This window comes from Comamonas halotolerans, assembly GCF_030162935.1.
GTDB classification, from domain to species: domain Bacteria; phylum Pseudomonadota; class Gammaproteobacteria; order Burkholderiales; family Burkholderiaceae_C; genus Comamonas; species Comamonas halotolerans.
The window spans coordinates 16,401-41,164 of sequence record NZ_JASAUZ010000010.1 but is presented as its reverse complement, the minus strand read 5'-3'; the positions used below and the strand labels follow the sequence as shown (position 1 = coordinate 41,164).

The window sequence follows — 24,764 nt, the reverse complement described above, 5'->3', positions numbered from 1 at the left end:
ATGACCAATGCTTAATGGGCAGAGCCCAGCGCCAAACCGGCGTGTTCGCGCAGCGGATGGAAATGAATTTTGGGGAAACGTTCCTGTGCCAATCGCACATCGTAGGGGCTGGTACACAGAAAGGCCAGGGTATCCGCTGCATCGTGCGCCAGGCGCATGGGGTAGGCGTTTTCAAATTCACGCAGTTCGGCAGGTGTGTCTGCCGTGATCCAGCGTGCGCCGGTGTACTGGCAGCCTTCCAGGCGCACATCACAGTCATACTCGGTCTTCAAGCGGTGCTGCACCACTTCAAACTGCAACTGGCCGACAGCACCCAGCAGCATATTGCCGCCGACATCGGGCTTGAACACCTGAATTGCCCCCTCTTCGCCCAGCTGCATCAGACCTTGCTGCAACTGCTTGGTGCGCAGCGGGTTCTTCAGCACCACGGTCATGAACATTTCAGGCGCAAAGAAGGGCAGGCCCGTGAACTGCAGATTGGGGCCATCAGTGATCGAGTCACCCAGCTGCACACCACCGTGAATGGTGAAGCCGATGATGTCGCCTGCATAGGCTTCATCCACAGCCTCACGCCGTTGCGACATGAATGTCACCACCGAGGTAGGCCGCAATTCCTTGCCGGTGCGCTGCACCTTCATCTTCATGCCGGGGGTGTACTTGCCCGAAGCCACGCGCACGAACGCAATACGGTCACGGTGGTTGGCATCCATATTGGCCTGCACCTTGAATACCACGCCCGAGAAGCCTTTGTCCTCAGGATGAATGATTTTTTCTTCTCGCTGACGATTCACTTCGGTGAAGGCCACACGCGAACCGGGCGGTGGCGACATGTCCACCACCGCGTTCAATACTTCCATCACACCAAAGTTGTTCACACCGGAGCCAAAGAACACCGGTGTCAGCTTGCCTTCCAGGAAAGCTTGGTGGTCCCACTCCGCGGATGCGCCTTGCGCCAGTTCCATGCTTTCGATGGCGTCATCAAAGGCTTGACCAAAGCGGGCACGCAGCTTGTCAGTTTCCGTCAGCGGAATCACTTCAAAGTCTTCAGGACGCTTTTCACTACCTGCTGCAAACACCGTCATGGTCTGTGTCTGCAAGTTGATGATGCCGCCGAACAGCTTGCCCTGCCCGACAGGCCAGGTGATGGGGCAGCAGGGCATGCCCAGCTCGCGTTCAACTTCGTCCATGATGTCCAGCGGATCACGCACTTCACGGTCAAACTTGTTGACGAAAGAGATGATGGGCGTATTGCGCTGGCGGCACACCTCGATCAGGCGACGGGTCTGCGACTCCACGCCGTTGGCCGCGTCAATCACCATCAGCGCCGAGTCCACGGCGGTCAGCACACGGTAGGTGTCTTCCGAGAAGTCCTTGTGGCCGGGCGTGTCGAGCAGATTGATCACGTGATCGCGATAGCTCATCTGCATCACCGAGGACGCTACAGAGATACCGCGCTGCTTTTCAATTTCCATCCAGTCCGAGGTGGCATGGCGCGAAGCCTTGCGCCCCTTGACAGCACCCGCAATCTGAATCGCACCCGAAAACAGCAACAGCTTTTCGGTCAGTGTGGTCTTACCCGCGTCCGGGTGGGAGATGATGGCAAAGGTGCGGCGACGCCGTGTTTCTGAAGCGTATGACACTGGATGGGAGCTATTCAGGCGCGGCTGCTGCCACGCGTTGCAGACAAAGGGCCGCAAGCACAGGTGCACCGCAGACCGCAAAAGGTAAAGAGGGGCGATTTTAAAGGAAAGCCTGAATCTCTACCGAGTCCCGTGAATGCATGGTCACGCGCCCAATGCTCGGTCAGGCCGATACCAGGCAGGCGGGACTGTCCCGATGCGCTGCCCACGTAGTGAGGGCAGACTTGGTCTGCATGAACACCACCACGCCTATACGTTCATCTTTAGCTGTAGACCCGCTGCAATGGGCCTTTGCCTTGTGCGCCTTGCTGGCCATGCTGAGCAGCCACTTCGGCTATTTCACGGCTTACGCGGTGCTCAAACCCTTGAGCATGTGCCTGGCCATGGCCTGTGTGTGGCAACTATCCGACCGTATGGCACATGCACCCTGGGTGTACTGGCTGATGGCAGCCCTGGGCTGCAGCTTGGCCGGAGATGTGTTTTTACTCATCCCCGAAGGCTTCATCCTCGGTCTGCTGGCTTTTTTGCTGGCACATGTTTGCTATATCGCCGTTTTCACGCGTGATGCGCCCTGGCTGCCCAGCAAGCCCGCATTGGTCTTCAGTGCGCTGGCTGGTATCGCGGTCTATGCCTGTTTGCTGCAACATGGTCTGCCTGATGACTTGCGCATTCCGGTCGCAACCTACGTGCTGGTAATTGCCTGGATGTCCGCCCAAGCCCTGGGGCGAGCCACCATCTTGCGCAACACAGGGGCGTGTTGCGTTGCTTTGGGCGCTGTGAGTTTTATGGTCAGCGACACCATCTTGGCGATCAACAAATTTGCACAGCCAGTGCCTGCCGTTGAACTATGGGTACTGTCCAGTTATTACCTGGCACAGTGGTTGATCGTGCACGGCATGCTGCACGTGCTGCGCCAGCCTGTGCGCCAGTAGCGCTGGCGGGGGCGAGTCTGCTGCGCTTGGACGCTTGGATATGAGCTGCCTAAAGTTGTGACGTTGGGGTGTCCCTGGCAATTTTTCCATCCACAATTTCCACCAGCCGGTCGCATTGCTGCGCTAACCGTGGATCGTGGGTGACGATCAAAAACGCAGTACCCTGGGTCTGGTGTATCTGGCGCAGCAGCTCAAACACTTCCTGAGAAGACTGTGTATCCAGATTGCCTGTCGGCTCATCCGCCAGCACCAGTGGCGGCTGGTGTACCAGGGCCCGTGCAATTGCCACGCGCTGCTGCATACCACCGGAAAGCTCGGATGGCTTTTTGTGCAGTGCATGCGCCAGCCCTACGGCCTCCAGCAAGGCGCTGGCTCTTGCATTATCTTGCGCAGTGACGTGCCCATTGGTCATGAGGGCAGGTAGCGTGACGTTTTCAAGCGCGGTAAACGCCGGCAGCAGATGGTGAAACTGAAACACAAAGCCCATCGCCTGTCGGCGCAGCAAGGTCAGCCCCAGGTCGTCCAGGGCGCTGGTTTCCTGGCCCTGCAAGCGGTAGCTGCCGCTGCTCATGCGCTCCAGCAAACCCAGAATATTGAGCAAGGTACTTTTACCCGAGCCAGAAGGCCCCACCAGTGCGATGAACTCTCCAGGATTTACCTGCAGATTCACGCCATGCAGAATTTCCACCTCTGTAGGCTGGTCCACGTTGTACGACTTGCGCACGTCTTGCAACAGCAACAGGGGCGATGTTGAAAGGTTTTTTTCAGCCATGGCCTTACACCCGGATTGCCTGAGCAGGATCCATGCGAGCCGCGCTGCGCGCAGGCATCACAGCCGCCAGCACCCCACTTAACGTCGCAGTGAATGTGGCAGACAACACATCCCCCCAACCCAAAGCGATGGGAAACAATGGACCTCCATTTTCCCCAAGCACAAACGCTGTAAACAGGGCAATCAAAGTCCAGGACAGCGCAACACCGAGGACAGAGCCAAGCGCTCCCACCACCGCGCCCTGCAGCAAAAACACCCGCAACACCTGCCCACGCGTGACTCCCATGGCACGCAAAATGCCGATTTCCTTGCGCTTTTGCACCACGCTGACCACCAGCACACTGGCGATACCCAGCACCACCACAATCAGCACCACAACACGGATCACCAGCGTGCTGATGCTTTGCGCATTCAGTGCAGACAGCAGTTGTGCATTCGAGTCCTGCCAGCTTTCCACCTCATACGGATAGCGTGCCCGCAGCTGCTGGGCCACCGCATCGGCCTGCCACACATCATCGATCTGCATGTCCAGTACTGTTGCGCCACCCGGTACGCCGAGCAGGCTTTGCGCACTGCGCAAAGGGATGATGACAGTGCGGCGGTTCAGATCTTTGACACCCATATCCAGCAGCGCGGTCACGCGCACGGATTCGGTAATGCTGCCTGTATCGATGGTGAAGCGATCCCCCGCACGCACGCCCAGATCGGCAGCCAGCTCCACGCCGATCATGGCGTCTCCAGGTTGCAAACCCCAGACACCTGCAACGATTTTTTCACGCAGATTGACGATGCGCTGGTAGCGCGACAGCTCCACACCCATGATGGCAATCGATTGCGTAGCCTCGCCACGCAGTGCCAAACCTGAGCCAGACACCATGGGCGAAACCGCCACCATGCCCGGCACCGCCTCCAAAACTGGCAACAGCTGCTGCCAGTTGGCCACGGACCGCAACCGTTGCGCCCGGGGCTGCGTATCGCTCATGACCACGGCATCATTGGCACGAGCAGGAATCGGTGTGACCACATCCTCAGGTGCGCGCAGTGTGATGTGGGCTTGCGTGCCCAATGTTTTGTTGACCGTGTTGGCCTGCAAACCCTGAATCAGGGCCCCGATATAGGTGATCACGGCAACCCCGCCCGCCACGCCCGCAACAATGAGCAGGCTTTGCATGCGCCCTTCACGCAAGAAGCGCAGCGCCACCACCCACTCAAATCCCCAGGGCAAGCGAATGGACATCAGGGTGCTTTCTGCAGTTGCGCACGCACTCGCTGCCCTGCTTTGGCTGGAGGCAGCAACACCGTATCGCCCGTTTGCAGACCTTGGGTAATTTGGGCGGACTGCAAAGTGCGCAGACCCAGCTGCACGTCTTTGGCCGCAGCTTTGCCATCCTGTAACACCAATACCTTGGCATGCAAGCTGCCTTCTGTGGCGTCCTGCAGCGCCTCCAGCGGCACCACCAGTGCCTGCGTTTCATGCCCTGTTTCCACCAGCACGGACAAAGTCATGTCTTCACGCAGAAAAGCTGGTGCTGCCTCATCCAGCGCCAGCTTCACCTCCACCGAGCCACGCTGGGCATCCACGCCAGGGGCAATCGACACCAGCTTGGCGGGCAAACGCTGCGCAGCAAACGCATCTGCCACAACGGTTGCGGCCTGGCCCTCGCGCAGCTGGTCCAGAAAGCGCTCATCCACTTGGGCCACGATCTGCGTGGGACCATCCAGCGCCAGCTGCAACAATGCCGTGCCGGTTTGCACAATCTGACCGGGCTCCACATCACGCAACAGCACCTTGCCTGCGCTCGGCGCCAGGATGCGCGTCTGCTCCAGCTTGGCTTGCGCAGCCTTCCATGCGGCCTCCGCTTGCAGCACCTGCGCCTGCGCTGCTTTCAATTCTGCTCCACCATCTGCAGAGGCCGCGGCTTGGGCCTGCGCTGCCTGCAACTGTGCCTGCGCCACGTCCAGAGCTTTGCGCTTTTCATCCAAGGCCGCCTGGCTGAGAAAACCTTGCTCTACCAATTGCTGATTGCGTACCCAATCCGACTGCGCCTGCCGCACGGATGCTTGGGACTGCGCCACTTGTGCCTGGTTGGCAATACGGCTGTTGCTGCGCACATTGGCCAGTTGCGCCTGGGCCTGCGCCAGACTGGCTTGCGCCTGTTGCTCCGCAGCTTGCAACTCGGCCTGCTCCAGCAGCACCAGCACTTGCCCCGCCTGCACAACGTCACCTTCGCGCACATTCACCTGCTCCACGCGCCCGACAATGGTTGCGCCCACCCCCACACGCGAGCGGGTTTCCACACGCGCTGAAAACTGCAGCGTACGCACCAGCGGCTGAATCTGCACCTGCGCTGCGGGCACCTGCGGACCTCGCCACTTCTGCACGCCCACATAAGCAGCCGCCAACAACACGAGCAAAGCCAGCGCCAGCCACACGCGCTGGCTGGATGTACGCACGCTGCGGGGAGCTGATGCCGCAGACTGACTGGGGGTAGGTAGGTTCAAGATATCTCCCAAGACTGCGCGCAGCATGGCACATCTGCCATGCTTTTCACGCCAGACAAGAGCGTTATTCCAAGAGCGTTATTCGTTAAACAGTGAGCCCGCTGTCTGCGGAGCCACCAGACCCAGGTGCTGGTACGCGGCCTTGGTGGCAATGCGCCCCCTCGGCGTGCGCTGCAAATAGCCCTGCTGGATCAGGTAAGGCTCGATCACATCCTCAATCGTGCCCGCATCCTCGCCAATGCTGGCGGCGATGTTGTCCACCCCAACCGGCCCGCCATCAAAGCGGTGCACCACGGCTTCAAGCAGCTTGCGGTCCATCACATCAAAACCGCGCGGATCCACATCCAGCATGGCCAGCGCCTTGCGCGCCATCTCCTGGGTGATGGTGCCATCGCCCTTGACTTCGGCGTAGTCCCGCACACGACGCAGCAGGCGGTTGGCAATACGTGGCGTGCCGCGGGAGCGATTGGCCACTTCTTGGGCACCCTCTGCATCAATCGGCGCACCCAGCAGACCAGCACTGCGCGTGACAATCCGCGCCAGCTCTTGCGCGTTGTAGAACTCCAGACGTGCCACGATGCCAAAGCGGTCTCGCAGCGGATTAGTCAGCATGCCTGCACGCGTGGTGGCCCCAACCAGGGTGAAGGGCTGCAAATCGAGCTTGATGGAGCGTGCTGCAGGCCCCTCGCCAATCATGATGTCGATCTGAAAATCTTCCAGCGCAGGGTAGAGGATTTCTTCCACCACCGGGCTCAGGCGATGAATCTCGTCAATGAACAGCACATCATTGGCTTCCAGGTTGGTCAGCAGCGCCGCCAGGTCCTTGGGTTTTTCCAGCACCGGGCCCGAGGTCTGGCGCAGATTCACGCCCAGCTCTGCCGCAATGATGTGACTGAGCGTGGTCTTGCCCAGACCAGGAGGACCAAACAGCAGCACATGGTCCAGCGCCTCGCCACGTTTTTTGGCTGCCCCGATAAAAATCTCCAGCTGCTCACGCGCCTTTTCTTGGCCCACGTACTCATCAAGCAACTTGGGCCGCAAAGCGCGCTCCAGCGCTTCTTCATTTTTGTTCACGGGCGCAGGCGAAATGGCCGTGCTGCGCACATGACTCTGTGGCAACTCCTGCTCCTGCGCCTTGGTGCGAGGCTTGCGCGCAGGAGTGGGGGCAAAGCCTTCGCCAAAATCTTCAGTGTGAATGCTCATGAACGCTTACTTCGTCAAAGCTTTGATGGCCAGCTTGATGCCGTCGGAAACCTCTACATCGGCAGGCAGGGCCTTGAGACCTACAGCGGCTTCCTTGTCGTTATAGCCCAATGCCAGCAAAGCCTGCAAAATATCAGACTGCGCATCGCTTTTAACCTGGGTCGCCGCGCCACTGACCACTGCATCGCCCAACTTGCCCTTGAGCTCCAGCAACAAGCGTTCGGCGGTTTTCTTGCCTATGCCTGGCACTTTGACCAAACGGCCAACTTCCTGCAAGGCCACGGCCTGAGCCAATTCATCAATGCTCAGACCTGACAGCAGCGACAGCGCCATGCGCGGGCCCACACCGGTAATCTTGATCAATGCCCGGAATGTCTGACGTTCTTGCGCGGTCGCAAACCCATACAACAACTGGGCATCCTCACGCACGATAAAGTGCGTGAGCAAGCCGATCTTCTCACCCAAACTGGGCAGGTTGTAGAACGTGCTCATGGGCACCTGCACTTCATAGCCCACGCCATGACAGTCCACCAGGACTTCGGGCGGGTTCTTCTCAAGCAGGGTTCCAGTCAGTTTGCCTATCATTGCGATCCTTTTTGTGCAGCCCGATTGGCTGCGACTTTCCTAGCAAGGAATTATCAGCGTGATCTTGCGCCACACCTTTACACCGCACAACAACACCCGTTTGGCCAATCTGTGCGGGCCATCCGACGTGCATCTGCGCACTATCGAAACCGGCCTGCAGGTCAAGATTGCACATCGCCACGAACAATTCAAGGTAGATGGCCCCAAAGCCAAGGCTACGGATGCCATGGAGTTGCTGCAAGCGCTGTACGAAATGGCCGATGATCCCATCCCTGAAGATACGCTGCAGCTGATGCTGGCCGGTGACGCAGAGATGATCGAGGCCAAACCCGATGCGATCCAGCTTGCCACGCGTCGCGCTGATCTGCGTGCCCGCACCCCCAACCAGGCCCTGTATCTGCAGAACATTGCCGACCACGACATCACTTTTGGCATTGGCCCTGCCGGCACTGGCAAGACCTATCTGGCCGTGGCCTGCGCTGTGGATGCGCTGGAGCGCAGCGCCGTGCAGCGCATTGTGCTGACCCGCCCTGCGGTAGAAGCGGGTGAACGCCTGGGCTTTCTTCCTGGAGATCTGACGCAAAAGGTAGATCCCTATCTGCGCCCGTTGTACGACGCGCTGTATGACCTGATGGGCTACGAGAAAGTGCAAAAAGCGTTCGAACGCAATGCGCTGGAGATTGCGCCGCTGGCTTTCATGCGAGGCCGCACGCTCAACAACGCGTTTGTGATCTTGGATGAGGCGCAAAACACCACTCCTGAGCAGATGAAAATGTTCCTCACCCGCATCGGCTTTGGCGCCAAGGCGGTGGTAACAGGTGACGTCAGCCAGATTGACCTGCCCAAAGGCGCGATGAGCGGCCTGATTGACGCTGAACGTGTGCTCAAACGCGTCAAAGGTATCTCCATGAACCGTTTTACCAGCGCCGACGTGGTACGCCACCCTCTGGTTGCGCGCATTGTGGACGCTTATGACGCCAGCAACGGTGGCCGTAGCCGCGTTTAAAAAGCCAGTTTTTTGATCACTAAAAGCGCTGATCTGATCGGCACTAGAAAACCCAATGGCACTCAACAATCTCGATCTTTCCTTGCAATTTGGCAAGTTTGACAATGTGGACGCCCACCGCGCTTTGCTCACGCGCGCCACGGTCACCAAGTGGATCAAGCACGCCCTGGCCGTCGATGCCGAAATGGCGGTACGCATCGTCGGCATCGAAGAAGGCCGCGCACTGAATTTGCAGTACCGCCAAAAAGACTACGCAACCAATGTGCTGACCTTCGATTACCAGCAAGAGCCGACCGTTCAGGCTGATCTGGTGATTTGCGGCCCCGTGATTGAGCGTGAAGCCCAGGAACAAAACAAAACCCTGGAAGAGCACTATGCCCACATGCTGGTGCACGGCACATTGCATGCCCAGGGCTGGGACCATGAAACCAGCGAAGAGGACGCAGATGAGATGGAAGCCTACGAAACCGACATCATGGCCGAGCTAGGCTTCGCAGACCCCTACGCCAAAGACTGAACATCTCATTTCACCCGGCACAAGCCTGGCACTGCTTACCGCGTCTTTTTTTTGCATGCCATGCTTGGCCAGCCTCTTGTACCTGCTGGCTCTGGCACCATGTACAGCAGCAACACACACCCTGTCTGGTCTTGATTCCCTAAACCCATAGCACCACCTGCGAGAGAGCCCACGATGAAGACCATTGACGAAATGCTGCACCTCGACCTGCTCACGGCCGAGCAACACATGCATATCAGCGACTGGATTGCGCAGTCCACCTCTGCGGATGACATTTTGAAAATGCCTGCAGCGCTATGGCAAGCTTTGGAGCGTGCCAGTGAATGCATGGGCATTGACCAAGACCTGCTGCGCGAGCCCGCGCTGGATGCAGGATTTGCAGCTGCGCCCTAATTACTGGATAAGACAAAAAACCGTTTTTTCCAAATTTCAAAAAATACGCTGAAATATGCGCTAGAATTCGAGTCTTACTGCAAAAGCAGATGGCTCGGTAGCTCAGTTGGTAGAGCAGCGGATTGAAAATCCGCGTGTCGGCGGTTCGATCCCGTCCCAAGCCACCAAGTATCCCAACCCCAGATCAGCAATGACCTGGGGTTTTTCTTTGCCTACCGCTTTCACAAAGCTTCATGCCTTCGTTGCTGGTGTGATGTTTCCCGCACACCAGCGGCGGCTTCTTGCAACAACTTAACCCGAAATATCCCTGTATTCAAAGCCTGCATTGCGCAGAGCCTCATACAGGCGATGGCGGCCTGTCAACGCTTCGGGCGAGCCCAGTCGCTCCACGACCTGGGTGCTCCAGTCGATTTCCTTCATGCCATGGGTTTGCATAAACGTGCGTAAAACAGCGTTGTAGTCGCCAATTTCCTCTGCTTGATCGGCAGGGACCTGGTATTGCTCACGATGCAGCACCGAACTTTGCGGCAAACGTGGTTTGACGCCTGCAGGACGCTGCGGGTCTGGATGCCCCACCACCAGACCAAATACCGGAAAGACATTCTTAGGGGTGCCCAGCACCTTGGCCACAGCTTCGGGCTGGTTGCGCATGCCACCGACATAGACAGTCCCAAGACCCATGGACTCGGCTGCGACCACGGCGTTTTGCGCAGCAAGGGCAGCATCAATCACCCCCATCAAGAAGGTATCCAGGTAATGCAGGCCCACCGGATCGCGGCCTTGTGCCTGGCCCAAGCGCTCAATGCGCGACAAGTCAGCCAGCCACACCAGCACCAGTGGCGCAACACCCAAATGCTTTTGCGGCCCCACCAAGCTGGCAAGCTGTTCACGGCGTTCCTGCGACTCGACAGCAATCACACTCCACGTTTGCAGATTGGACGATGTGGGCGCCGACTGCGCCGCTGCCACCAGTGTTTCTATGGTGTGAGCAGGCAATGGATCGCGCAGAAAGTGGCGTACAGAGCGATGGCCAAGCATGGCATCCAATACAGGCAATGCAGGCAGATTCAGGTCAGGCGCTTGATCTCCATAGCGCGCTTGCAAGGCAGCAGTCATGATTGCTTTCTCATTCAGGGGAAAAAGACATTCTAGGCAGCTCTTGTTGACACTTGTGTCACATAGCCCTGATAGCTCCACAACCCTAGAACCCCAAAATAGTTGATCTGCGCAGAAGCTGCTTCTAGCGGTACAACCAGCCTGGGATCATTTAACCTGCAGCAGATACCGAAACAGCGAACAATCAAGCACCTGCGAGACCACTGGTACTACCGCTGACAAGCTACAACACCCACAATCAGCGCGCTACGCATTGCCCATGTGGGCAATGCCCCCATCGCGTCACCCCATCACCTGTTTGCCTGTTGTCATGTCAGCCTCTACCACCGAGAGTTCAAGAAATCTGAATCTTCTGTTCGCCGCACAGGCACTTGGCGGGGCATCCCCTCCCATCATCATTTCACTGGGTGGGCTGGTAGGGCAGCAACTCTCAAGCAACCCTGGCCTGGCCACCTTGCCGGTCAGCCTCTACCAGTTGGGACTGGCTCTATCCACGCTGCCAGTGGCATGGCTGATGCAACGCAGTGGGCGGCGCACGACTTACGTTCTTGGGGCAATGATGGCTGTTCTGGCGGGGCTGATTGCTGCGCAAGGCATTGCCCAGGAACACTTTGTGCTGTTTTGCCTTGGCACAGCATTGGCCGGTTTATATGGAGCTTGCGTACAAAGCTACCGCTTTGCCGCTGTGGATGCCATTGTCGAGCCGGGATTGCAGGCCCGCGCAATTTCTCGAGTTATGGTCGGCGGTTTGATCGCAGCTGTGATTGGCCCGCAACTGGTGATCTGGACCCGCGACGCACTGCCCATGACGCCGTTTGCTGGCAGCTTCTATGGTCAAGCCGCTTTGGCACTGCTGGCCTTACCTTTGCTTGCCCGCCTGCGCTTGCCGCCGCCCGTCAAAACCAATATCAGCGGCCCGGCCCGTCCACTGGGAGAGATCGTTCGCACCCCTGCGTTCATCGTTGCCTGCGCGGCTGGCGTGGTCAGTTACGGGTTAATGGCATTTCTGATGACGGCCACACCCATGGCCATGGTCGGCTGCGGCTTCAGTGTCGGTGAGGCTGCACTTGGCGTGCAATGGCATGTGCTGGCCATGTTCGCACCCAGTTTCTTCACCGGACGCTTGATTGCGCGGTTTGGCAAAGTCGCCATCACCGCACTCGGACTGGTGCTGATAGGCATCTCTGGTGGAATTGCCCTGCTGGGGCTGGAGCTGATGCACTTCTGGGGCGCACTGATTGTGCTGGGCATCGGCTGGAATTTCGGGTTTATCGGAGCCACCGCCATGCTGACCGCATGCTACCGCCCTGCCGAGCGCGCCAAGGTGCAAGCGGTGAATGACTTCATGGTGTTCGGCAGCGTGGCCATCGCTTCATTTGGCTCAGGCCGTTTGCTGCATACCGCAGGCTGGGATGCCATCAACGCAGGTATGCTTCCGCTGGTCGCTGCCGTCCTTGTGCTGCTGGCCCTGAACGCCTGGCGTCAACGCAACAACCCTGTTTCCTGACTATGAACACCACTCCTTTGCACATCATCTTGCATGCTCCGGATGCCGAAGGCCTGCAACGCGCGCGCATGAATGCCGTCAACGCACTGCGCGCTGCACCACAAACGCAAGTACGTATTCTGGTCAACGCAGCTGCGGTCGCTGCTGCGCTGGACACTCCGCACGAGCAGGCTGACACGCTCACCTACCTCTGCCCCAACACGCTGGCGCAACTCCAACGCGAATGCCGCACTCCTTTGCAAGTACTGAGCGAACCTGCAGTACTGGCACTGGCACGCTTGCAAGCTTACGGCTGGGCCTACATCCGCTCCTGAGCCGAGCACACGCACTACCTGCGTTGCAGTCCAAAGTGCTTTGTCCTGAATGCGCAATGCCAAGGTCCATGTAACCACTAAGATCACCCGTCCGCACCATATAGCTGCGGGAAGTCCGCCCATACACAACACCAAGGACAGGGAGACAAACACATGGACTTTTTAGGCACTTTAGGCATTGCCAGCTGGGCACACGTTGCCCTTCTTCTGTCTGCCGCATTTGTGGCGGGTGCGCTTAACGCAGTCGCTGGCGGCGGCAGCTTTTTGACTTTGCCTGCGCTGGTGTTTACCGGCATTCCTCCTGTCACAGCCAACGCCACCGGAACCGTCGCTTTGCTGCCCGGCTATGCAGCCAGCGCCTGGGGCTTCAGAGAAGATATGGAGCCGCCTCCTGGTCTGACCATGGGCAAATCCATTGCCCTGGCGCTGATAGGCGGCGCTGGTGGGGCTGCACTACTGCTATTCACCCCCAACGATACTTTCAACAAAGTTGTACCCTGGCTGCTGCTTGGGGCCACGGCGCTGTTTGCTTTTGGCCCCCAGATTCGAGCCTGGGCCTCTCGCAGCAACGATGCCAGCGCGTCGGCCAACACCACCAAAGCCGTGCTGGGCATGTTTGCTGTGGCCTTTTATGGTGGCTATTTCAACGGAGGCCTGGGCATTCTGTGCCTGGCGCTGTTCAGTCTGCTGGGACAAACCCAGCTCAATGCCATGAATGGCATGAAAAACCTGATATCCGCCCTGCTGACTGCTATTGCCGTGGCTGTCTATGCAGTAGGCGGTATCGTGGAATGGAAGCATGCCATCTTAATGGCGGTCGCTGCAACCTTGGGTGGCTATGGCGGTGCCCGAGTAGCCCGCAAAATCCCTGCCAACGTACTTCGCTGGGGCATTGTGCTGACCGGACTGGTGATGGCGGCGCTGTTTTTTATGAAGGGTTAGACACTCAGAGGACGTGAAACGCAACCGGCCTTCAGCGTAGTGCGGTCCAGGGCAGGCATTTATCAAAATTTGCGCCAACTAGAAAAGGGCCTGTGCATGCAGCGCACTGGCCCTTTGTGAGGCTCTGCAGCGGTTTAGCGTGACAGCATCACCTTGTTCAGATCCACGCCCATGCTCTGCGCTTTTTGCAGCAGGGCTTGTACCTGATTCTGGGGCAAATCCGGATTGCGTGAGAGCAGCCAGAAGTAGTCCGTGTTCTCGCCAATTACCAGCGAGGTCTGATAGTCCGGATCAAGGTGCACCACGTTATAGCCACCATAAAACGGCCCAAAGAACGACACCTTCAGCGCAGCGGTTCTGGGATCTCCCAAGAACTTCGCCTCTCCCTCCACCTCTTTCCACTCATTCTTGGCCGCATTAAAGCCCCGGTTGACAACCTTGACCGTGCCATCGGGGTTGAGCGTGTAATTGGCCGTGGCCTTGGTCAGCCCTTTCTGAAACCGATGGTCAATGCGCGCAATTTCATGCCACTGGCCCATGTACTTGGCCGCATCAAAGTTCTGCACCGGCTGCACATTGGCAGGCACTTTGACCGCGCAGCCCGCAGCAAGCAGAGTGGCGGCTGAGGCTGCAATGGCAACGCGCAGCAAGGCGGTACGGCGATGCATGGTTGGGAAGTGCATGGTTGGCCTTTCAGACAGTGAGAGAAGACGCCAGGGTAACGATGCCGTGTCTTGCCACTTGTCATCAGATGACCTCATATCATGCAAAAAAACGGCTTGCTTGGGTCTCTGTGCAATGACTGACCACGTTGTCACCTGCGGGCTGTCATGCCGTAGTCTCTTAAAAATCTCACACAAAAATAAATATCAGATATTCAAATATTTGATTATTCATAAGGATTTCCCCAAAAAAAGGGTTTCCCCGTTTTTACATTTCATGCCTTGTCGCGATAAACACGGCTCATGATTTTGAATTCCGATATGCAAAGACGACAGTTTCACAAAATATTCTCTGCCACCGCCCTCGCCTTGGGTGTGCCTGGTGCCCACGCACAGGTACAACAACGACCCGATGCTGCCAGTGAGATTGTTGATTTCGCTTTGAATTTACGATTCGAGCAGCTGCCTGCCAGTGTGATCGAAAATACCAAGAGACAGATTATCGACACCCTCGGCGTGGCATTGGCGGGTCACCACGAACCAGGTGTTTCCGAGATATTTTCACTCGCCCAGAAAATCGGTGGATCCGCTGAATCAAGGGTATGGGGCAGCAAGGTCTATTTACCCTCTCATGATGCTGCACGCATTAATGCCACCATGGCGCATGCACTTGACTACGACGACACCCATGAGCCCTCTTTTATGCATCCGGGCGTTGTCTGCGTCCCCACTGCACTGGCCATGGCCGATATGTACCCACAGCTGAGCGGTTCGCAAATCATTACCGCCATTGCAGCTGGCACCGACATCTCATGTCGCCTGGCCCTGGCCGCGCAACCTGGTGTCAATGCATTCAAGGTGGGTTGGCACAACACGACGGTCTACGGCTATTTTTCTGCCGCCCTAGTGGCCTCCATGCTCATGGGCTTGAGTCGTGAGCAAACCATTTCCGCACTGGGCATCGCTTTGCACCAGGCTGCAGGCAATGCGCAGTCGCATGTCGATGGCGCGCTGACCAAGCGCATGGGCCCCGGTTTTGCGGCCTATGACGGCATTTATGCCGCCCGCCTGGCCAGCCTGAATGTGCGTGGCCCGCACCGCGTGTTTGAAGGCGTGAAAGGCTTCTATCAGCAGTACCACCACGGCAACTACGACCGGGACATCATCTTGGCAGACTTGGGGCAGCGCTTCGCCATTGACGCCACCTCCTTCAAACCCTGGCCCTCGTGCCGCGGCAGCCATACTGCCGCCGAGGCCGCGCTTAACCTGTTCCAGCAACACCGCATTCAGCGCAGCGATGTGGACACCATCATCGTGACCAATGGCCCCGACGATTACAAGCTGCTGCTCGATCCCATCGAGAAAAAGCGCCGCCCGCACACCACTGTGGATGCGCAGTTCAGCAATCCATGGGTGGTGGGGGTCGCCGCAGCCTACGGCGACATTCAATTGCAGCACTTCACCCCCCAAGCCATGCAAGACCCCGAAGTGCGCGCATGGGCACAGCTGGTACAAGGAAAGCCCGACCCATCATTGGTGCCAACCAAGGGCGGCCCGAGCGCAGCCCACATCATGGTGCAACTGAAGAACGGACAACATCTCGAATCCCGTGTCGAGCGTGCCAAGGGCGAACCCAGCAACCCCATGAGTCCTAGCGAAATGCGCAGCAAGTTTATCGACTGCCTGGCCTTTACCGGTATCACCACCGAACGCGCCGAAGCCGCTTATGCGCGCCTGAATCGCCTGGAGCTGGAGCGCTCCCCCTCTCAGGTTTTGGGTGCTTTGGAAATTACGAAGATTTGAGGTTTACGGTGTGTTGAAAAGGGTTGCCCTTTGGCAACCTTTTTTTGATTGAAATTGATAGCTTCTTACGCTTGACAAAGAAAAGTTACAGGTCTTTTTTCTCTTGTTGTAGCTCCAAGTTTCGCTGGCCGCCTGTCGCGCGGCAGGAGACTCACTTTTCTTGCTCGCGCAAGCAAAGCAAGCAAAAGAAGCGCGCCCTGCACCCGTGTCCCGCCTGTGCGACGAGCCGGCATCTGGAAAAAATACACTGCAGAAGCTAGAAACAACAAGCAAAAAATAGCTGCTAGCTCTTACCCAGTAATCGCTAGCAGCCAGTTTGAGAACAACCAAGAAAAGTTATTTACAGCACCCGTGCTCGCACACTCTTGCCCTTGACGCGTCCGTTATTGAGCTTGGCACAGGCTTCTGCAGCAATGCGCCGATCCACCGCCACATACGTCGAAAAGTCATTCACGCTGATCTTGCCAATCTGGTCCCTGGCATACCCAAAATCCGCACACATGGCGCCCATGACATCGCCCGCACGAATCTTTTCCTTGCGCCCACCGATGATCTGAATGGTCATCATGGGTGGCAGCAATGCGCCACCAGGAGCAGGCGTCAACTCGCTCAGCTCGAACCATTCGGAGGCACGCTCCTGCAACTGCTCGATTTTCGACACATGGAGCATCTCATCCATGGCAACCAGATTCAAGGCCAAGCCTTCGGCATCACCCCGCCCGGTACGACCGATGCGATGGATATGCACTTCGGCATCGGGCGTCACATCCACGTTGATGACGGCAGACAGATTGGAAATATCCAGACCACGTGCAGCAACATCGGTCGCCACCAGAACGGAACAACTACGGTTGGCAAACTGCACCAGCACCTCATCGCGCTCACGTTGTTCCAGCTCGCCAAACAAGGCCAGGGCACTGATGCCCTGTGCCTGCAGCTGTGTCACCACATCACGGCATTGCTGCTTGGTGTTGCAAAAGGCAATGGTCGACTCCGGGCGGAAATGCGCCAGCAGTTGCACCACCGCATCCACCTTTTGCTTGGCGGGCACTTCGTACCAACGCTGCTCAATCTTTTGCGTGCTGTGCTGTGCAGCCACTTTGACCATTTCAGGCTCTCGCATAAAACGCTTGGCCAGGTCGGCGATCCCCTCAGGATAGGTGGCTGAAAACAGCAGGGTCTGGCGTTGCTCCGGGCACTGCTCCACCACGGTGGCAATGTCGGCATAAAAGCCCATATCCAGCATGCGATCGGCTTCGTCCAGCACCAGGGTTTGCAGCTTGCTGATATCCAGTGCGCCACGGTCTATCAGATCCATCACCCGACCAGGTGTACCCACCACGATGTGGGCACCGTTTTCCAGGCTGGCAATCTGATTGCGCGTCGGAACACCGCCGTAAACAGTGACCACCTTGATGTTCTCCTGTGCCCTCGCCAGGCGGCGAATTTCGGTGGCCACCTGATCTGCCAACTCGCGCGTTGGGCACAGCACCAGCCCCTGCACAGCAAACCAGCGCTGGTTCAGGCGCTCCAGCAAAGGCAGGCCAAAGGCGGCGGTCTTGCCACTGCCCGTGCTGGCCTGGGCAATCAGGTCGCGACCACGCAGCGTCAGTGGCAGACTGGCAGCTTGAATAGGCGTCATTTGCTCGTAGCCCAGGGCCTGCAGGTTTTGCAAGGTGGCCGGGTGGAGCGTGAGCGAAGAAAACGCCGTAGAAGCGGGGGCGCCTGCGGCGCTGATGGAGGTAGTCATAGAACCAAATTATCCTGCGCCTGCATCTCAGATGAAGCTCTGAGGACAATCGGCCACCGAGAACCGTACTTCTACCTCAACACTGCATCTTCAGAGACCTGCTGCTGCACGCTTTGAACAAAGGCATCGACCAAAGGGCTCATCTGGTCACGCCGCCAGGCCAGATACGCAGGCGTGAAAAACTGCACGCCATTCAAAGGCAGAAACCGCACGCCAGAAATACCGGCACGCGCCAGACACTGCGGCACCAAAGCAACGCCTTGGCCCGTGGATACCAGCGCCACCACCGTCAACCACTGCCGCGCAGCATGGGTGGTATGCGGATGGATATTGGCTTGCTGCAGACAGGCGATGACATTGTCGTAATTGGCGGGAGCAACTTCTCGCGCAAACATGACAAAGACTTCATCCTCCAGTTGATGCAAATCGATGCTGTCATTCTCGGCCAGCGGATGTGCTGCAGGCATGCAGCACACCAGAGGCTCCGAGCCGATGGGCAATGTTTCCAAGCGCTGCGCATCTTGGCGCAAATTCAAAAAACCAACATCCAGCTCACCAGAAATGAGTGCGCCAATTTGCTCGCGGGTTGAAATTTCATGCAGACATACTTCCACCAAGGGACGCCCTTGCTGAAAGGTACGACAAAAGTCTGGTACTTGCCGATAGATCATCGAGCCGGTGATCCCCACATTCAGCCTGCCTTGCGCACCCTGCGCCACACTGCGTACCACCTCTGAAGCACGTTGAATCTGGCTGAGCACTTTTCGGGCTTCCACCAACAATGCCTCCCCTGCAGGCGTCAGGTGCACATGCTTGGCATTGCGCTCCATCAGAGCAACGCCCAACTCACTTTCCAGCGTCTTCAGCGCCATGCTCAAGGGTGGCTGCGTGATGGACAGTCGCTGTGCCGCCTTGCCGAAGTGCTGCTCTTCAGCCAAAGCAACAAAGTAACGCAATAGATGGGTTTTCATGTAGACGCTATCTTGCATCCACACATTGGCTTGCAAGGCCTTGGCTGGCCTAGCATTTACCCTCAAGCGCCAGCGCTCCCGAGCATCACGATGATCAATAGGACTTGGGCAAGCCCAGCACTTTCTCTGCGATGAAGTTCATGATCATCTGCGGACTGACAGGGGCCAGCCTTGGAATCCATGACTCCCGCATATAGCGCTCGACATGGAACTCCTTGGCGTAGCCCATGCCGCCATGCGTGTAAATAGCAGCTTCGCAGGCTTTGCCGCAGGCCTCTGCAGCCAGGTATTTGGCGGCATTGGCTTCGGCTGCGCACGGCAAACCCTTGTCATATAAAAAGGCTGCCTTTTGCACCATCAGATGCGCAGCCTCCAACTGCATCCACGCCAATGCCAAGGGATGCTGGATGCCCTGGTTCTGACCAATAGGACGATCAAACACCACACGCTCTTTCGCATACTGTGCTGCACGCTCCAGCGCTGCACGCCCCAAGCCAACCGCTTCCGCAGCAATCAAAATACGCTCGGGGTTCAGGCCATGCAAGATGTAGGAAAAACCTTTGTCCTCTTCTCCGATTCGATCCTCCACGGGGATGCGCAGCCCATCAATGAACAACTGATTGGTATCCACGCATTTGCGTCCCAATTTCGGAATCTCCCGCACCTCAATCTTGCTGCGATCCAGATCGGTATAAAACAGGCTCAACCCTTCGGTGCCTTTGCACTCATGCACCGGCTTGGTACGAACCAGCAGCAAGATCTTGTTGGCCACCTGCGCTGTCGAGATAAACACTTTTTGTCCAGTGACGACATAGTGATCACCGTCACGCACTGCCAGTGTCTGAAGTTTCAGGGTATTCAGTCCTGAATTGGGCTCTGTCACCCCAAAGCATGCTTTGTCTTGGCCAGCAATCAGCGGCGGCAACCAGCGTTTTTTCTGTGCATTAGAGCCAAAGACCACTGCAGGGTGCAAGCCAAAAATATTCATATGCACCGCTGATGCACCCGACAGACCCGCCCCTGTCGCCGCGATGGTGTGCATCATCAAAGCCGCTTCGCTGATGCCCAGGCCAGCACCGCCAAACTCTTCAGGCATCGCAATGCCTAGCCAGCCGGCATCGGCCAGTGCCTTGTGGAAGTCGTGGGGAAAACCTCCCTCGTTGTCCTTCTCGAGCCAGTAATCCGCGTCAAACGGCTTACATACGCGATCAATCGCATCACGAATCTGTTCCTGCTCTGCACTCCAGAGGAAATCCATGTCTGTCTCCCTTCATTGCGTTGTGATAGCTTGATGCTTGCGTTCCACTGCCCTCAGGGTCGGCGCACGCGTGCAGGGTTTTCGCCATATGGCGGGCTGTAGATCACAAGCAAACGCACAGGCGTTTCGCTGGTGACACGAAAGATGTGCATGACGTCTTCCGGGAAAAAGCATGTGTCGCCAGGCTGCATGGAAAAGCACTCTCCCTCCATCTCCACTTCTGCAGTGCCAGCAAGCAAATAGCAGGCTTGCTCCATGCCCGGGTGTGCATGTGGCAAGGCGCCGCCCCCTTTTTCCAAAGTACCCAGCACGACTTCCATATGCCTTGCACCGACATTCGCTTGACTGATCAGGCGCTTGTTCACCGTACCGTGGTGGTTGGCAGGGCTGTAGCCTTCAATATCTTGCTCTCGAATCAAATAGCGAGACATGTGCATCTCCTTCAAGCTGCTCGGCATGCAGCCTGGCGACAAGCGCCTGTTGCTTGCATGGCCGCAATTTCTTCTTGCGAAAAGCCCAGCGCCTGCAGCACGGCTGCGGTGTGTTCGCCTTGCAGCGGCGCAGGACTGACGGTTTGCGTCAAAGGGGTTCCCGACCATTGCGTCGGCGCGCCGGTGATTTTCAGCGTGCCTTCGGTTGGATGCTCGACCGTGCGCACAAAGCCTGTTGCTTGGTGGTGCGGGTCAACCAGCAAATCCGCCGGCGATGCCATCGGCATATTGGGAATGTCCACCGCGTCCAGCAATTGCTGCCACTGCGCTGTCGTACGCTGCAGCATCAGACGCCCTACCTCGGCATACACCGCATCAATATGGGCGGCGCGCTGGGTATGGGTTGCAAACATCGTTTCCTGCATGCGCTCTGGCTGCCCAATCGCTGCAAAAAAACTGTTCCAGTGCTTGTCGTTGTAGATCAGCACGCACAAATAACCGTCAGCGGTCTGGTAGGGTCTGCGGTGGCTGGTCAGCAAGCGGGCATATCCTGGCTCCCCCTGTGCAGGTTCAAAACTCAGACCAGCCAGGTGATCTCCCAGAATGAACTGGGTCATGGCCTCAAACATGGGCACCACAACCGCTTGTCCCACGCCCGTGCGCTCACGGGCATACAAGGCAGCAGTGACGGCGTACACCGCATGCAGTCCCGTAACCCGATCTCCCAGCGTCATGGGCGCATAAGTCGGCGCTCCACCTGCATACTGCTGCGCAAGCCAGGGCACCCCTGTTGCGCCCTGGATCAAGTCGTCATAGGCAGGCTTGGCTGCATAAGGGCCTGATTGATCAAAACCGCAACAGCTCACGTGAATGAGCCGAGGGTTGTGCATTTTCAAGTCTTCATAAGACAGGCCCAGCCGTGCCATGGCTTGTGGGCGAACATTGCTGATGAGCACATCGCTGTCACGCACCAGTCGCAGCAATGCCTCACGAGCACTGGCTTGCTTGAGATCGAGCACAACCGATTGCTTGCCCTGGTTGGCCTGCAAAAATATGTACCCCATGCCTGCATTTTTCATGGGTCCGACATGGCGCATATTGTCGCCATCCGGTGGCTCTACCTTGATCACTTCGGCCCCCAGGGAGGCCAGAATTTGCGTAGCAAAAGGTCCCAGAATGACGCTTGTCATATCCACCACCTTGACGCCCGCTAAAGGTCCCATCGGGGAGCTGCTCTGATCCATGCCAACCTCACTGCGCCTCAATCTTGGACTGCTGGATCAACCTTCCCCAATTGTTCAGTTGGTCCTGCACGTACCTGGCAAATTCCTCGGGGGTTGCCGTCGGCCACACCTCAAAACCAACTTGTGCCAGCTGATCTTTCACCTCCTGCTGTTTGAGCAAGTCCTGCAGCGCTGCATTCAAGCGTTCAACGACCTCTTTGGGCATGCCTGCAGGGCCAAAAATTCCGTTCCACGACGTGATGTCAAACCCAGGCAATGCCGTGGCCATGGCAGGTACATTCGGCAGCAAGGTGGAGCCTTTGGCTGCCGTCACGGCCAATGTACGCACGCGGTCCGTCTTCAGCATGCTCCAGCTTGAGCCCAAGTCGGCCACATAGATTTGGATCTGGTTGCCCACCAAATCTGTCAATGCCTGTGGACTCGACTTGTAAGGCACTGCGGTGATGCGCGTCTTTGTCAAAAACTTAAAGGTTTCCGAGGCCACCAAAGAGGTGCTGTTCGGTGTGCCATAAGACAGCTTGTCTGGGTTGGCCTGTGCATAGGCAATCAACTCTTGCAAGGTTTGCGCAGGCACTGACGGGTGCACCGCCAGCGCAAAAGGCAGCTCGCCGATCCGCGCCACTGGTGTGAAGTCCTTGATGGGGTCGTACTTCAGGTTCTTGATCAGCCAAGGGTTGGCAGAATGCGAAGTGTTGGTTGTCATGAACAAGGTGTAGCCATCGGGCTTTGCCTTGGCAACCAGGCCGGCCCCAATCTGTGCACTGGCACCCGCTTTGTTTTCAACAATCACCGGCTGCTTTAACCGTTCACCCAACTTCGTCGCCACCACCCGAGCGACTGCATCAGTTCCACTACCCGCAGCAAATGGCACCACCATGGTGATGGGGGCGCTGGGATAGTCCTGAGCAAAAGAAGCCGTTGCCGCCGCCAATGAGATGGCCCCAGCTATCACGCGCAATGATTTCATTTCTGTCTCCTTGTGACTTGGCAGTGCTGTGTGCCCAGCACTGACGCCATGTTGGAGACGCAGATCATTCGCGTCCAATTCTTTTTAATGCATCAATAATTCAATTTTCGAATCGTTGAGTGGGGACCTTCACGCTTCAAGCGCTCTGGCCATTCTTTTGCTCTAGCACCGTATCCGTGCCTTGAGGCAGCAGTTCGATGCGCGCCTGGAGCGTCGGAATGGCTACCATCAAGGCAGACTCTGCCTGCAAACGCCATGTAGCCGCTTGTGCCAGCGTCCATGTACCCGGCACATGCATGTGCACATCGAGAAAACCATGTCCTCCCGCCTGACGGGTGTGCACACTGTCAAACACCACCTGCTCTCCCGTTTGCACCTTCACTGCCTGTGTTTGCTGTGCCAGCACTGCGTGAATTTTCTCAAGCTGCTCCGGGTCCATGGCGATGTCCATCAAGCCTTGTGACGCACGCCAGAGCATGACGCCTCCGTGCCACAAAATATTCAGCGCCACAACCACGCCTGCCAGGGGGTCCAGCCACCACCAGCCCGTCATATGGGCCAGACCCAAGCCGATCACCACCCCCACCGAGGTGTACACGTCTGTCATCAGGTGACGCGCGTCGCCCTCCAGCGCCATGGAGCGGTAATTGCGTGCGCTGCGGAACATCACCCATGCCAGCGCACCGTTGAGTACCGTGCTGAGCAGGGAAAGCCCCAAACCCCAATCCAGGCGCTCCAGCGGCTGGGGATGAAACCAGCGATCCACGCTGACCCACAGGATGGCCAGGCTGGCACCAATGATGAGCAGCCCCTCAAATCCTGCGGAAAAGTATTCCGCCTTGTGGTGCCCATAGGGATGATCCTCATCCGGTGGTCGCTGAGCGATAGTGACCATGGCCAGCGCAAAGGTAGCTCCGGCAAGATTCACAAATGATTCGAGCGCATCGGAGAGCAAACCCACCGAGCCAGTTACCCACCACGCCAACATTTTGAGCACGATGGTGAATACCGCTACCACGATGGAAATACGCAGCAGGCTGCTGGGAGTAAGCCAGGACGACGACGGTGTTTCGATTTCGGAGCGCGGCATGAATGTGGGGCTGAAAAACTTTCATCTGAAGGGCGCAAGCACGGCAAACCCGCTGCACCGATTTATGACCTTGAGTGTGGCACACCCAAGCCATGCGGGATCAGCGGTCACGCAAAGACTGTCGATATGCGCCTGGCGCTTGTCCTGTCCATGCAAGAAAGGCTCGCATAAAGCTTTTCTCACTGGCAAAGCCACAGGCCAGCGCCACGCGTTTGATGGGCAGATCGCTGCGATGCAACAAATGCAGTGCACGATGCCGCCGTACATCATCTTTGAGTTGCTGCACGCTACTGCCTTGCTGCTGCAGTTGGCGGTGCAGGCTACGTGGAGCCATGTGCAGCACCTGTGCAAGGCTGGCTGCAGTGTGCCCGCACTGTGGGTGCGCAGCCAGCGCCTGGCGCACACGCTGCACCAATGGCTGCACCGGCTTATAAGGACGAATCTGCAACGGCAAGGCGCGCTGCAGCATGGTGCTCAATGCTTGCTCATCGCGCAGCACTGGCAGTTGCAGCCAATGGGCATCCAGCTCAAGGCTGGCCGCAGCCGCACCAAAACGCACCGGAGCATCAAACAGCACGGAATACACCGCATGGTGCGCAGGCGCCGCAAACGGAAAGCTGGCCTGGCGAAGCGGCAAGCGTGCATCCACCAGCCAGCTGGCAAACCCATACAGATTGCGCAGTACCGAAACCATGCAGAACTCTTGCATCGCGCCCAATTCGCGCTGTGCTTGCAATCGCAGCGTGGCCTGTGTGCCGTCCACGTGCAAGGTCAAGACAATGTCATCCGTGAGCAGCCCATGATGTCGGCACCAACGCGCCACTGCCAAACCCAGTGAGGAGCTGCCAATGCTGCCCCTTGCCAGCAGACCATAACTGCCCCAGGGCAGACGCCGGCTGAACCAGCCCAGCCCTTCATCGTCCAGCTCGCGCATGGCGTGGTCACACAGCAGCTCCATTTGCAAGGCAGTGATACGCTGCTTGTCATCATCCAGGGCACTTGGCGCAATTTGTGCCACTTTCAAAGCTTCATCTGCTGCCAAGCCACGCAGCGCGTAGGCATGCACCACGCAACGCACAAAGGCCATTGGCGTGTGCGCAGGGTGTTGGTCGGTAACGGCATCCAGCAACAAAGGTGTACTCATATGGCAATTATTGCA

Annotated in this window: 24 protein-coding genes and 1 tRNA gene; 9 read left to right on the top strand and 16 right to left on the bottom strand. The window is 57.6% G+C overall.

Annotated elements, in window-relative coordinates; all coding sequences use genetic code 11:
* Positions 1-11 precede the first annotated feature (11 nt).
* The gene (locus QEP11_RS06975) at positions 12-1,640 is read right to left on the bottom strand and encodes a peptide chain release factor 3 (protein ID WP_284335927.1); all 1,629 of its coding nucleotides are present in this window, start codon (positions 1,638-1,640) and stop codon (positions 12-14) included.
* Positions 1,641-1,873: 233 nt separating this feature from the next.
* On the opposite strand from QEP11_RS06975, the gene QEP11_RS06970 reads away from it, so the two are divergent.
* Entirely contained in the window at positions 1,874-2,572 is a 699-nt protein-coding gene (locus QEP11_RS06970; RefSeq protein ID WP_284335926.1) for a lysoplasmalogenase, read from the top strand.
* 49 nt (positions 2,573-2,621) lie between these two features.
* On the opposite strand, the gene QEP11_RS06965 is transcribed toward QEP11_RS06970, so the two are convergent.
* From QEP11_RS06965 to ruvA, 5 genes are all read right to left on the bottom strand, one after another.
* Positions 2,622-3,344 carry an ABC transporter ATP-binding protein gene (locus tag QEP11_RS06965; protein WP_284335925.1) on the bottom strand — a complete coding sequence of 241 codons (723 nt, stop codon included), beginning with the start codon at positions 3,342-3,344 and terminating at the stop codon, positions 2,622-2,624.
* A 4-nt stretch (positions 3,345-3,348) separates the two neighbouring features.
* Complete coding sequence (locus tag QEP11_RS06960; RefSeq protein ID WP_284335924.1) at positions 3,349-4,581, bottom strand: ABC transporter permease; 1,233 nt, start codon at positions 4,579-4,581, stop codon at positions 3,349-3,351.
* Entirely contained in the window at positions 4,581-5,846 is a 1,266-nt protein-coding gene (locus QEP11_RS06955) for an efflux RND transporter periplasmic adaptor subunit (RefSeq protein ID WP_284335923.1), read from the bottom strand. Before QEP11_RS06955 ends, QEP11_RS06960 begins: the two co-directional genes overlap by 1 nt.
* Before the next feature lie 78 nt (positions 5,847-5,924).
* Entirely contained in the window at positions 5,925-7,049 is a 1,125-nt protein-coding gene (gene ruvB, locus QEP11_RS06950; RefSeq protein ID WP_284335922.1) for a Holliday junction branch migration DNA helicase RuvB, read from the bottom strand.
* Between the two features lie 6 nt (positions 7,050-7,055).
* Positions 7,056-7,634 carry a Holliday junction branch migration protein RuvA gene (gene ruvA / locus QEP11_RS06945; RefSeq protein ID WP_284335921.1) on the bottom strand — a complete coding sequence of 193 codons (579 nt, stop codon included), beginning with the start codon at positions 7,632-7,634 and terminating at the stop codon, positions 7,056-7,058.
* A gap of 58 nt (positions 7,635-7,692) precedes the next feature.
* Between ruvA and QEP11_RS06940 the strand changes: the two genes are divergently transcribed.
* From QEP11_RS06940 to QEP11_RS06925, 4 genes are all read left to right on the top strand, one after another.
* Entirely contained in the window at positions 7,693-8,640 is a 948-nt protein-coding gene (locus QEP11_RS06940) for a PhoH family protein (RefSeq protein WP_284335920.1), read from the top strand.
* A 55-nt stretch (positions 8,641-8,695) separates the two neighbouring features.
* Entirely contained in the window at positions 8,696-9,157 is a 462-nt protein-coding gene (gene ybeY, locus QEP11_RS06935) for an rRNA maturation RNase YbeY (RefSeq protein WP_284335919.1), read from the top strand.
* A 174-nt stretch (positions 9,158-9,331) separates the two neighbouring features.
* Complete coding sequence (locus tag QEP11_RS06930; protein ID WP_284335918.1) at positions 9,332-9,550, top strand: hypothetical protein; 219 nt, start codon at positions 9,332-9,334, stop codon at positions 9,548-9,550.
* 91 nt (positions 9,551-9,641) lie between these two features.
* Positions 9,642-9,717, top strand: a tRNA-Phe gene (locus QEP11_RS06925).
* 124 nt (positions 9,718-9,841) lie between these two features.
* Here the strand turns inward: QEP11_RS06925 and QEP11_RS06920 are convergent.
* Positions 9,842-10,666 (bottom strand): NADPH-dependent oxidoreductase, encoded by an 825-nt coding sequence (locus QEP11_RS06920; RefSeq protein WP_284335917.1) that lies wholly within the window; start codon positions 10,664-10,666, stop codon positions 9,842-9,844.
* A 310-nt stretch (positions 10,667-10,976) separates the two neighbouring features.
* Here QEP11_RS06920 and QEP11_RS06915 point away from each other — a divergent pair, with 310 nt between their 5' ends.
* The 3 genes from QEP11_RS06915 to QEP11_RS06905 all read left to right on the top strand — a co-directional run bounded on the left by QEP11_RS06915 (position 10,977) and on the right by QEP11_RS06905 (position 13,429).
* Positions 10,977-12,173 (top strand): MFS transporter, encoded by a 1,197-nt coding sequence (locus QEP11_RS06915; RefSeq protein ID WP_284335916.1) that lies wholly within the window; start codon positions 10,977-10,979, stop codon positions 12,171-12,173.
* 2 nt (positions 12,174-12,175) lie between these two features.
* Positions 12,176-12,487: a hypothetical protein gene (locus QEP11_RS06910; protein WP_284335915.1), complete on the top strand. Its 312-nt coding sequence runs from the start codon at positions 12,176-12,178 to the stop codon at positions 12,485-12,487.
* A 153-nt stretch (positions 12,488-12,640) separates the two neighbouring features.
* The gene (locus QEP11_RS06905) at positions 12,641-13,429 is read left to right on the top strand and encodes a sulfite exporter TauE/SafE family protein (RefSeq protein WP_284335914.1); all 789 of its coding nucleotides are present in this window, start codon (positions 12,641-12,643) and stop codon (positions 13,427-13,429) included.
* A gap of 134 nt (positions 13,430-13,563) precedes the next feature.
* Here the strand turns inward: QEP11_RS06905 and QEP11_RS06900 are convergent, their stop codons facing one another.
* Positions 13,564-14,097, bottom strand: coding sequence for a lipocalin family protein (locus QEP11_RS06900; RefSeq protein WP_349816758.1), 534 nt, complete (start codon positions 14,095-14,097; stop codon positions 13,564-13,566).
* A 297-nt stretch (positions 14,098-14,394) separates the two neighbouring features.
* Here QEP11_RS06900 and QEP11_RS06895 point away from each other — a divergent pair, with 297 nt between their 5' ends.
* Positions 14,395-15,894: an MmgE/PrpD family protein gene (locus tag QEP11_RS06895; RefSeq protein ID WP_284335913.1), complete on the top strand. Its 1,500-nt coding sequence runs from the start codon at positions 14,395-14,397 to the stop codon at positions 15,892-15,894.
* Positions 15,895-16,234: 340 nt separating this feature from the next.
* Here QEP11_RS06895 and dbpA read toward each other — a convergent pair whose 3' ends face one another.
* From dbpA to QEP11_RS06855, 8 genes are all read right to left on the bottom strand, one after another.
* A complete protein-coding gene (dbpA, locus tag QEP11_RS06890) occupies positions 16,235-17,644 on the bottom strand; it encodes an ATP-dependent RNA helicase DbpA (RefSeq protein ID WP_284335912.1) in 1,410 nt (469 codons plus the stop codon).
* 71 nt (positions 17,645-17,715) lie between these two features.
* Complete coding sequence (locus QEP11_RS06885; RefSeq protein WP_284335911.1) at positions 17,716-18,615, bottom strand: LysR family transcriptional regulator; 900 nt, start codon at positions 18,613-18,615, stop codon at positions 17,716-17,718.
* A 94-nt stretch (positions 18,616-18,709) separates the two neighbouring features.
* A complete protein-coding gene (locus QEP11_RS06880; RefSeq protein ID WP_284335910.1) occupies positions 18,710-19,873 on the bottom strand; it encodes an acyl-CoA dehydrogenase family protein in 1,164 nt (387 codons plus the stop codon).
* A gap of 53 nt (positions 19,874-19,926) precedes the next feature.
* Positions 19,927-20,304 carry a cupin domain-containing protein gene (locus QEP11_RS06875; protein WP_284335909.1) on the bottom strand — a complete coding sequence of 126 codons (378 nt, stop codon included), beginning with the start codon at positions 20,302-20,304 and terminating at the stop codon, positions 19,927-19,929.
* 11 nt (positions 20,305-20,315) lie between these two features.
* Positions 20,316-21,527: a CaiB/BaiF CoA transferase family protein gene (locus QEP11_RS06870; RefSeq protein ID WP_284335939.1), complete on the bottom strand. Its 1,212-nt coding sequence runs from the start codon at positions 21,525-21,527 to the stop codon at positions 20,316-20,318.
* A 28-nt stretch (positions 21,528-21,555) separates the two neighbouring features.
* Positions 21,556-22,515, bottom strand: a complete 960-nt coding sequence (locus QEP11_RS06865) for a Bug family tripartite tricarboxylate transporter substrate binding protein (protein ID WP_284335908.1) — start codon at positions 22,513-22,515, stop codon at positions 21,556-21,558.
* Positions 22,516-22,651: 136 nt separating this feature from the next.
* Positions 22,652-23,605, bottom strand: a complete 954-nt coding sequence (locus tag QEP11_RS06860; RefSeq protein ID WP_284335907.1) for a cation diffusion facilitator family transporter — start codon at positions 23,603-23,605, stop codon at positions 22,652-22,654.
* A gap of 100 nt (positions 23,606-23,705) precedes the next feature.
* A complete protein-coding gene (locus tag QEP11_RS06855) occupies positions 23,706-24,749 on the bottom strand; it encodes an AraC family transcriptional regulator (RefSeq protein ID WP_284335906.1) in 1,044 nt (347 codons plus the stop codon).
* Positions 24,750-24,764 lie beyond the last annotated feature (15 nt).

Excerpts from the sequence above, each read along its gene's own strand:
- QEP11_RS06970 (WP_284335926.1), top strand. The coding sequence starts at position 1,874 with ATGAACACCACCACGCCTATACGTTCATCTTTAGCTGTAGACCCGCTG.
- QEP11_RS06965 (WP_284335925.1), bottom strand. The coding sequence starts at position 3,344 with ATGGCTGAAAAAAACCTTTCAACATCGCCCCTGTTGCTGTTGCAAGAC.
- QEP11_RS06960 (WP_284335924.1), bottom strand. The coding sequence starts at position 4,581 with ATGTCCATTCGCTTGCCCTGGGGATTTGAGTGGGTGGTGGCGCTGCGC.
- ruvB (WP_284335922.1), bottom strand. The coding sequence starts at position 7,049 with ATGAGCATTCACACTGAAGATTTTGGCGAAGGCTTTGCCCCCACTCCT.
- ruvA (WP_284335921.1), bottom strand. The coding sequence starts at position 7,634 with ATGATAGGCAAACTGACTGGAACCCTGCTTGAGAAGAACCCGCCCGAA.
- ybeY (WP_284335919.1), top strand. The coding sequence starts at position 8,696 with ATGGCACTCAACAATCTCGATCTTTCCTTGCAATTTGGCAAGTTTGAC.
- QEP11_RS06930 (WP_284335918.1), top strand. The coding sequence starts at position 9,332 with ATGAAGACCATTGACGAAATGCTGCACCTCGACCTGCTCACGGCCGAG.
- QEP11_RS06920 (WP_284335917.1), bottom strand. The coding sequence starts at position 10,666 with ATGACTGCTGCCTTGCAAGCGCGCTATGGAGATCAAGCGCCTGACCTG.
- QEP11_RS06915 (WP_284335916.1), top strand. The coding sequence starts at position 10,977 with ATGTCAGCCTCTACCACCGAGAGTTCAAGAAATCTGAATCTTCTGTTC.
- QEP11_RS06910 (WP_284335915.1), top strand. The coding sequence starts at position 12,176 with ATGAACACCACTCCTTTGCACATCATCTTGCATGCTCCGGATGCCGAA.
- QEP11_RS06905 (WP_284335914.1), top strand. The coding sequence starts at position 12,641 with ATGGACTTTTTAGGCACTTTAGGCATTGCCAGCTGGGCACACGTTGCC.
- QEP11_RS06900 (WP_349816758.1), bottom strand. The coding sequence starts at position 14,097 with ATGCATCGCCGTACCGCCTTGCTGCGCGTTGCCATTGCAGCCTCAGCC.
- QEP11_RS06895 (WP_284335913.1), top strand. The coding sequence starts at position 14,395 with ATGATTTTGAATTCCGATATGCAAAGACGACAGTTTCACAAAATATTC.
- dbpA (WP_284335912.1), bottom strand. The coding sequence starts at position 17,644 with ATGACTACCTCCATCAGCGCCGCAGGCGCCCCCGCTTCTACGGCGTTT.
- QEP11_RS06885 (WP_284335911.1), bottom strand. The coding sequence starts at position 18,615 with ATGAAAACCCATCTATTGCGTTACTTTGTTGCTTTGGCTGAAGAGCAG.
- QEP11_RS06880 (WP_284335910.1), bottom strand. The coding sequence starts at position 19,873 with ATGGATTTCCTCTGGAGTGCAGAGCAGGAACAGATTCGTGATGCGATT.
- QEP11_RS06875 (WP_284335909.1), bottom strand. The coding sequence starts at position 20,304 with ATGTCTCGCTATTTGATTCGAGAGCAAGATATTGAAGGCTACAGCCCT.
- QEP11_RS06870 (WP_284335939.1), bottom strand. The coding sequence starts at position 21,527 with ATGGGACCTTTAGCGGGCGTCAAGGTGGTGGATATGACAAGCGTCATT.
- QEP11_RS06865 (WP_284335908.1), bottom strand. The coding sequence starts at position 22,515 with ATGAAATCATTGCGCGTGATAGCTGGGGCCATCTCATTGGCGGCGGCA.
- QEP11_RS06860 (WP_284335907.1), bottom strand. The coding sequence starts at position 23,605 with ATGCCGCGCTCCGAAATCGAAACACCGTCGTCGTCCTGGCTTACTCCC.
- QEP11_RS06855 (WP_284335906.1), bottom strand. The coding sequence starts at position 24,749 with ATGAGTACACCTTTGTTGCTGGATGCCGTTACCGACCAACACCCTGCG.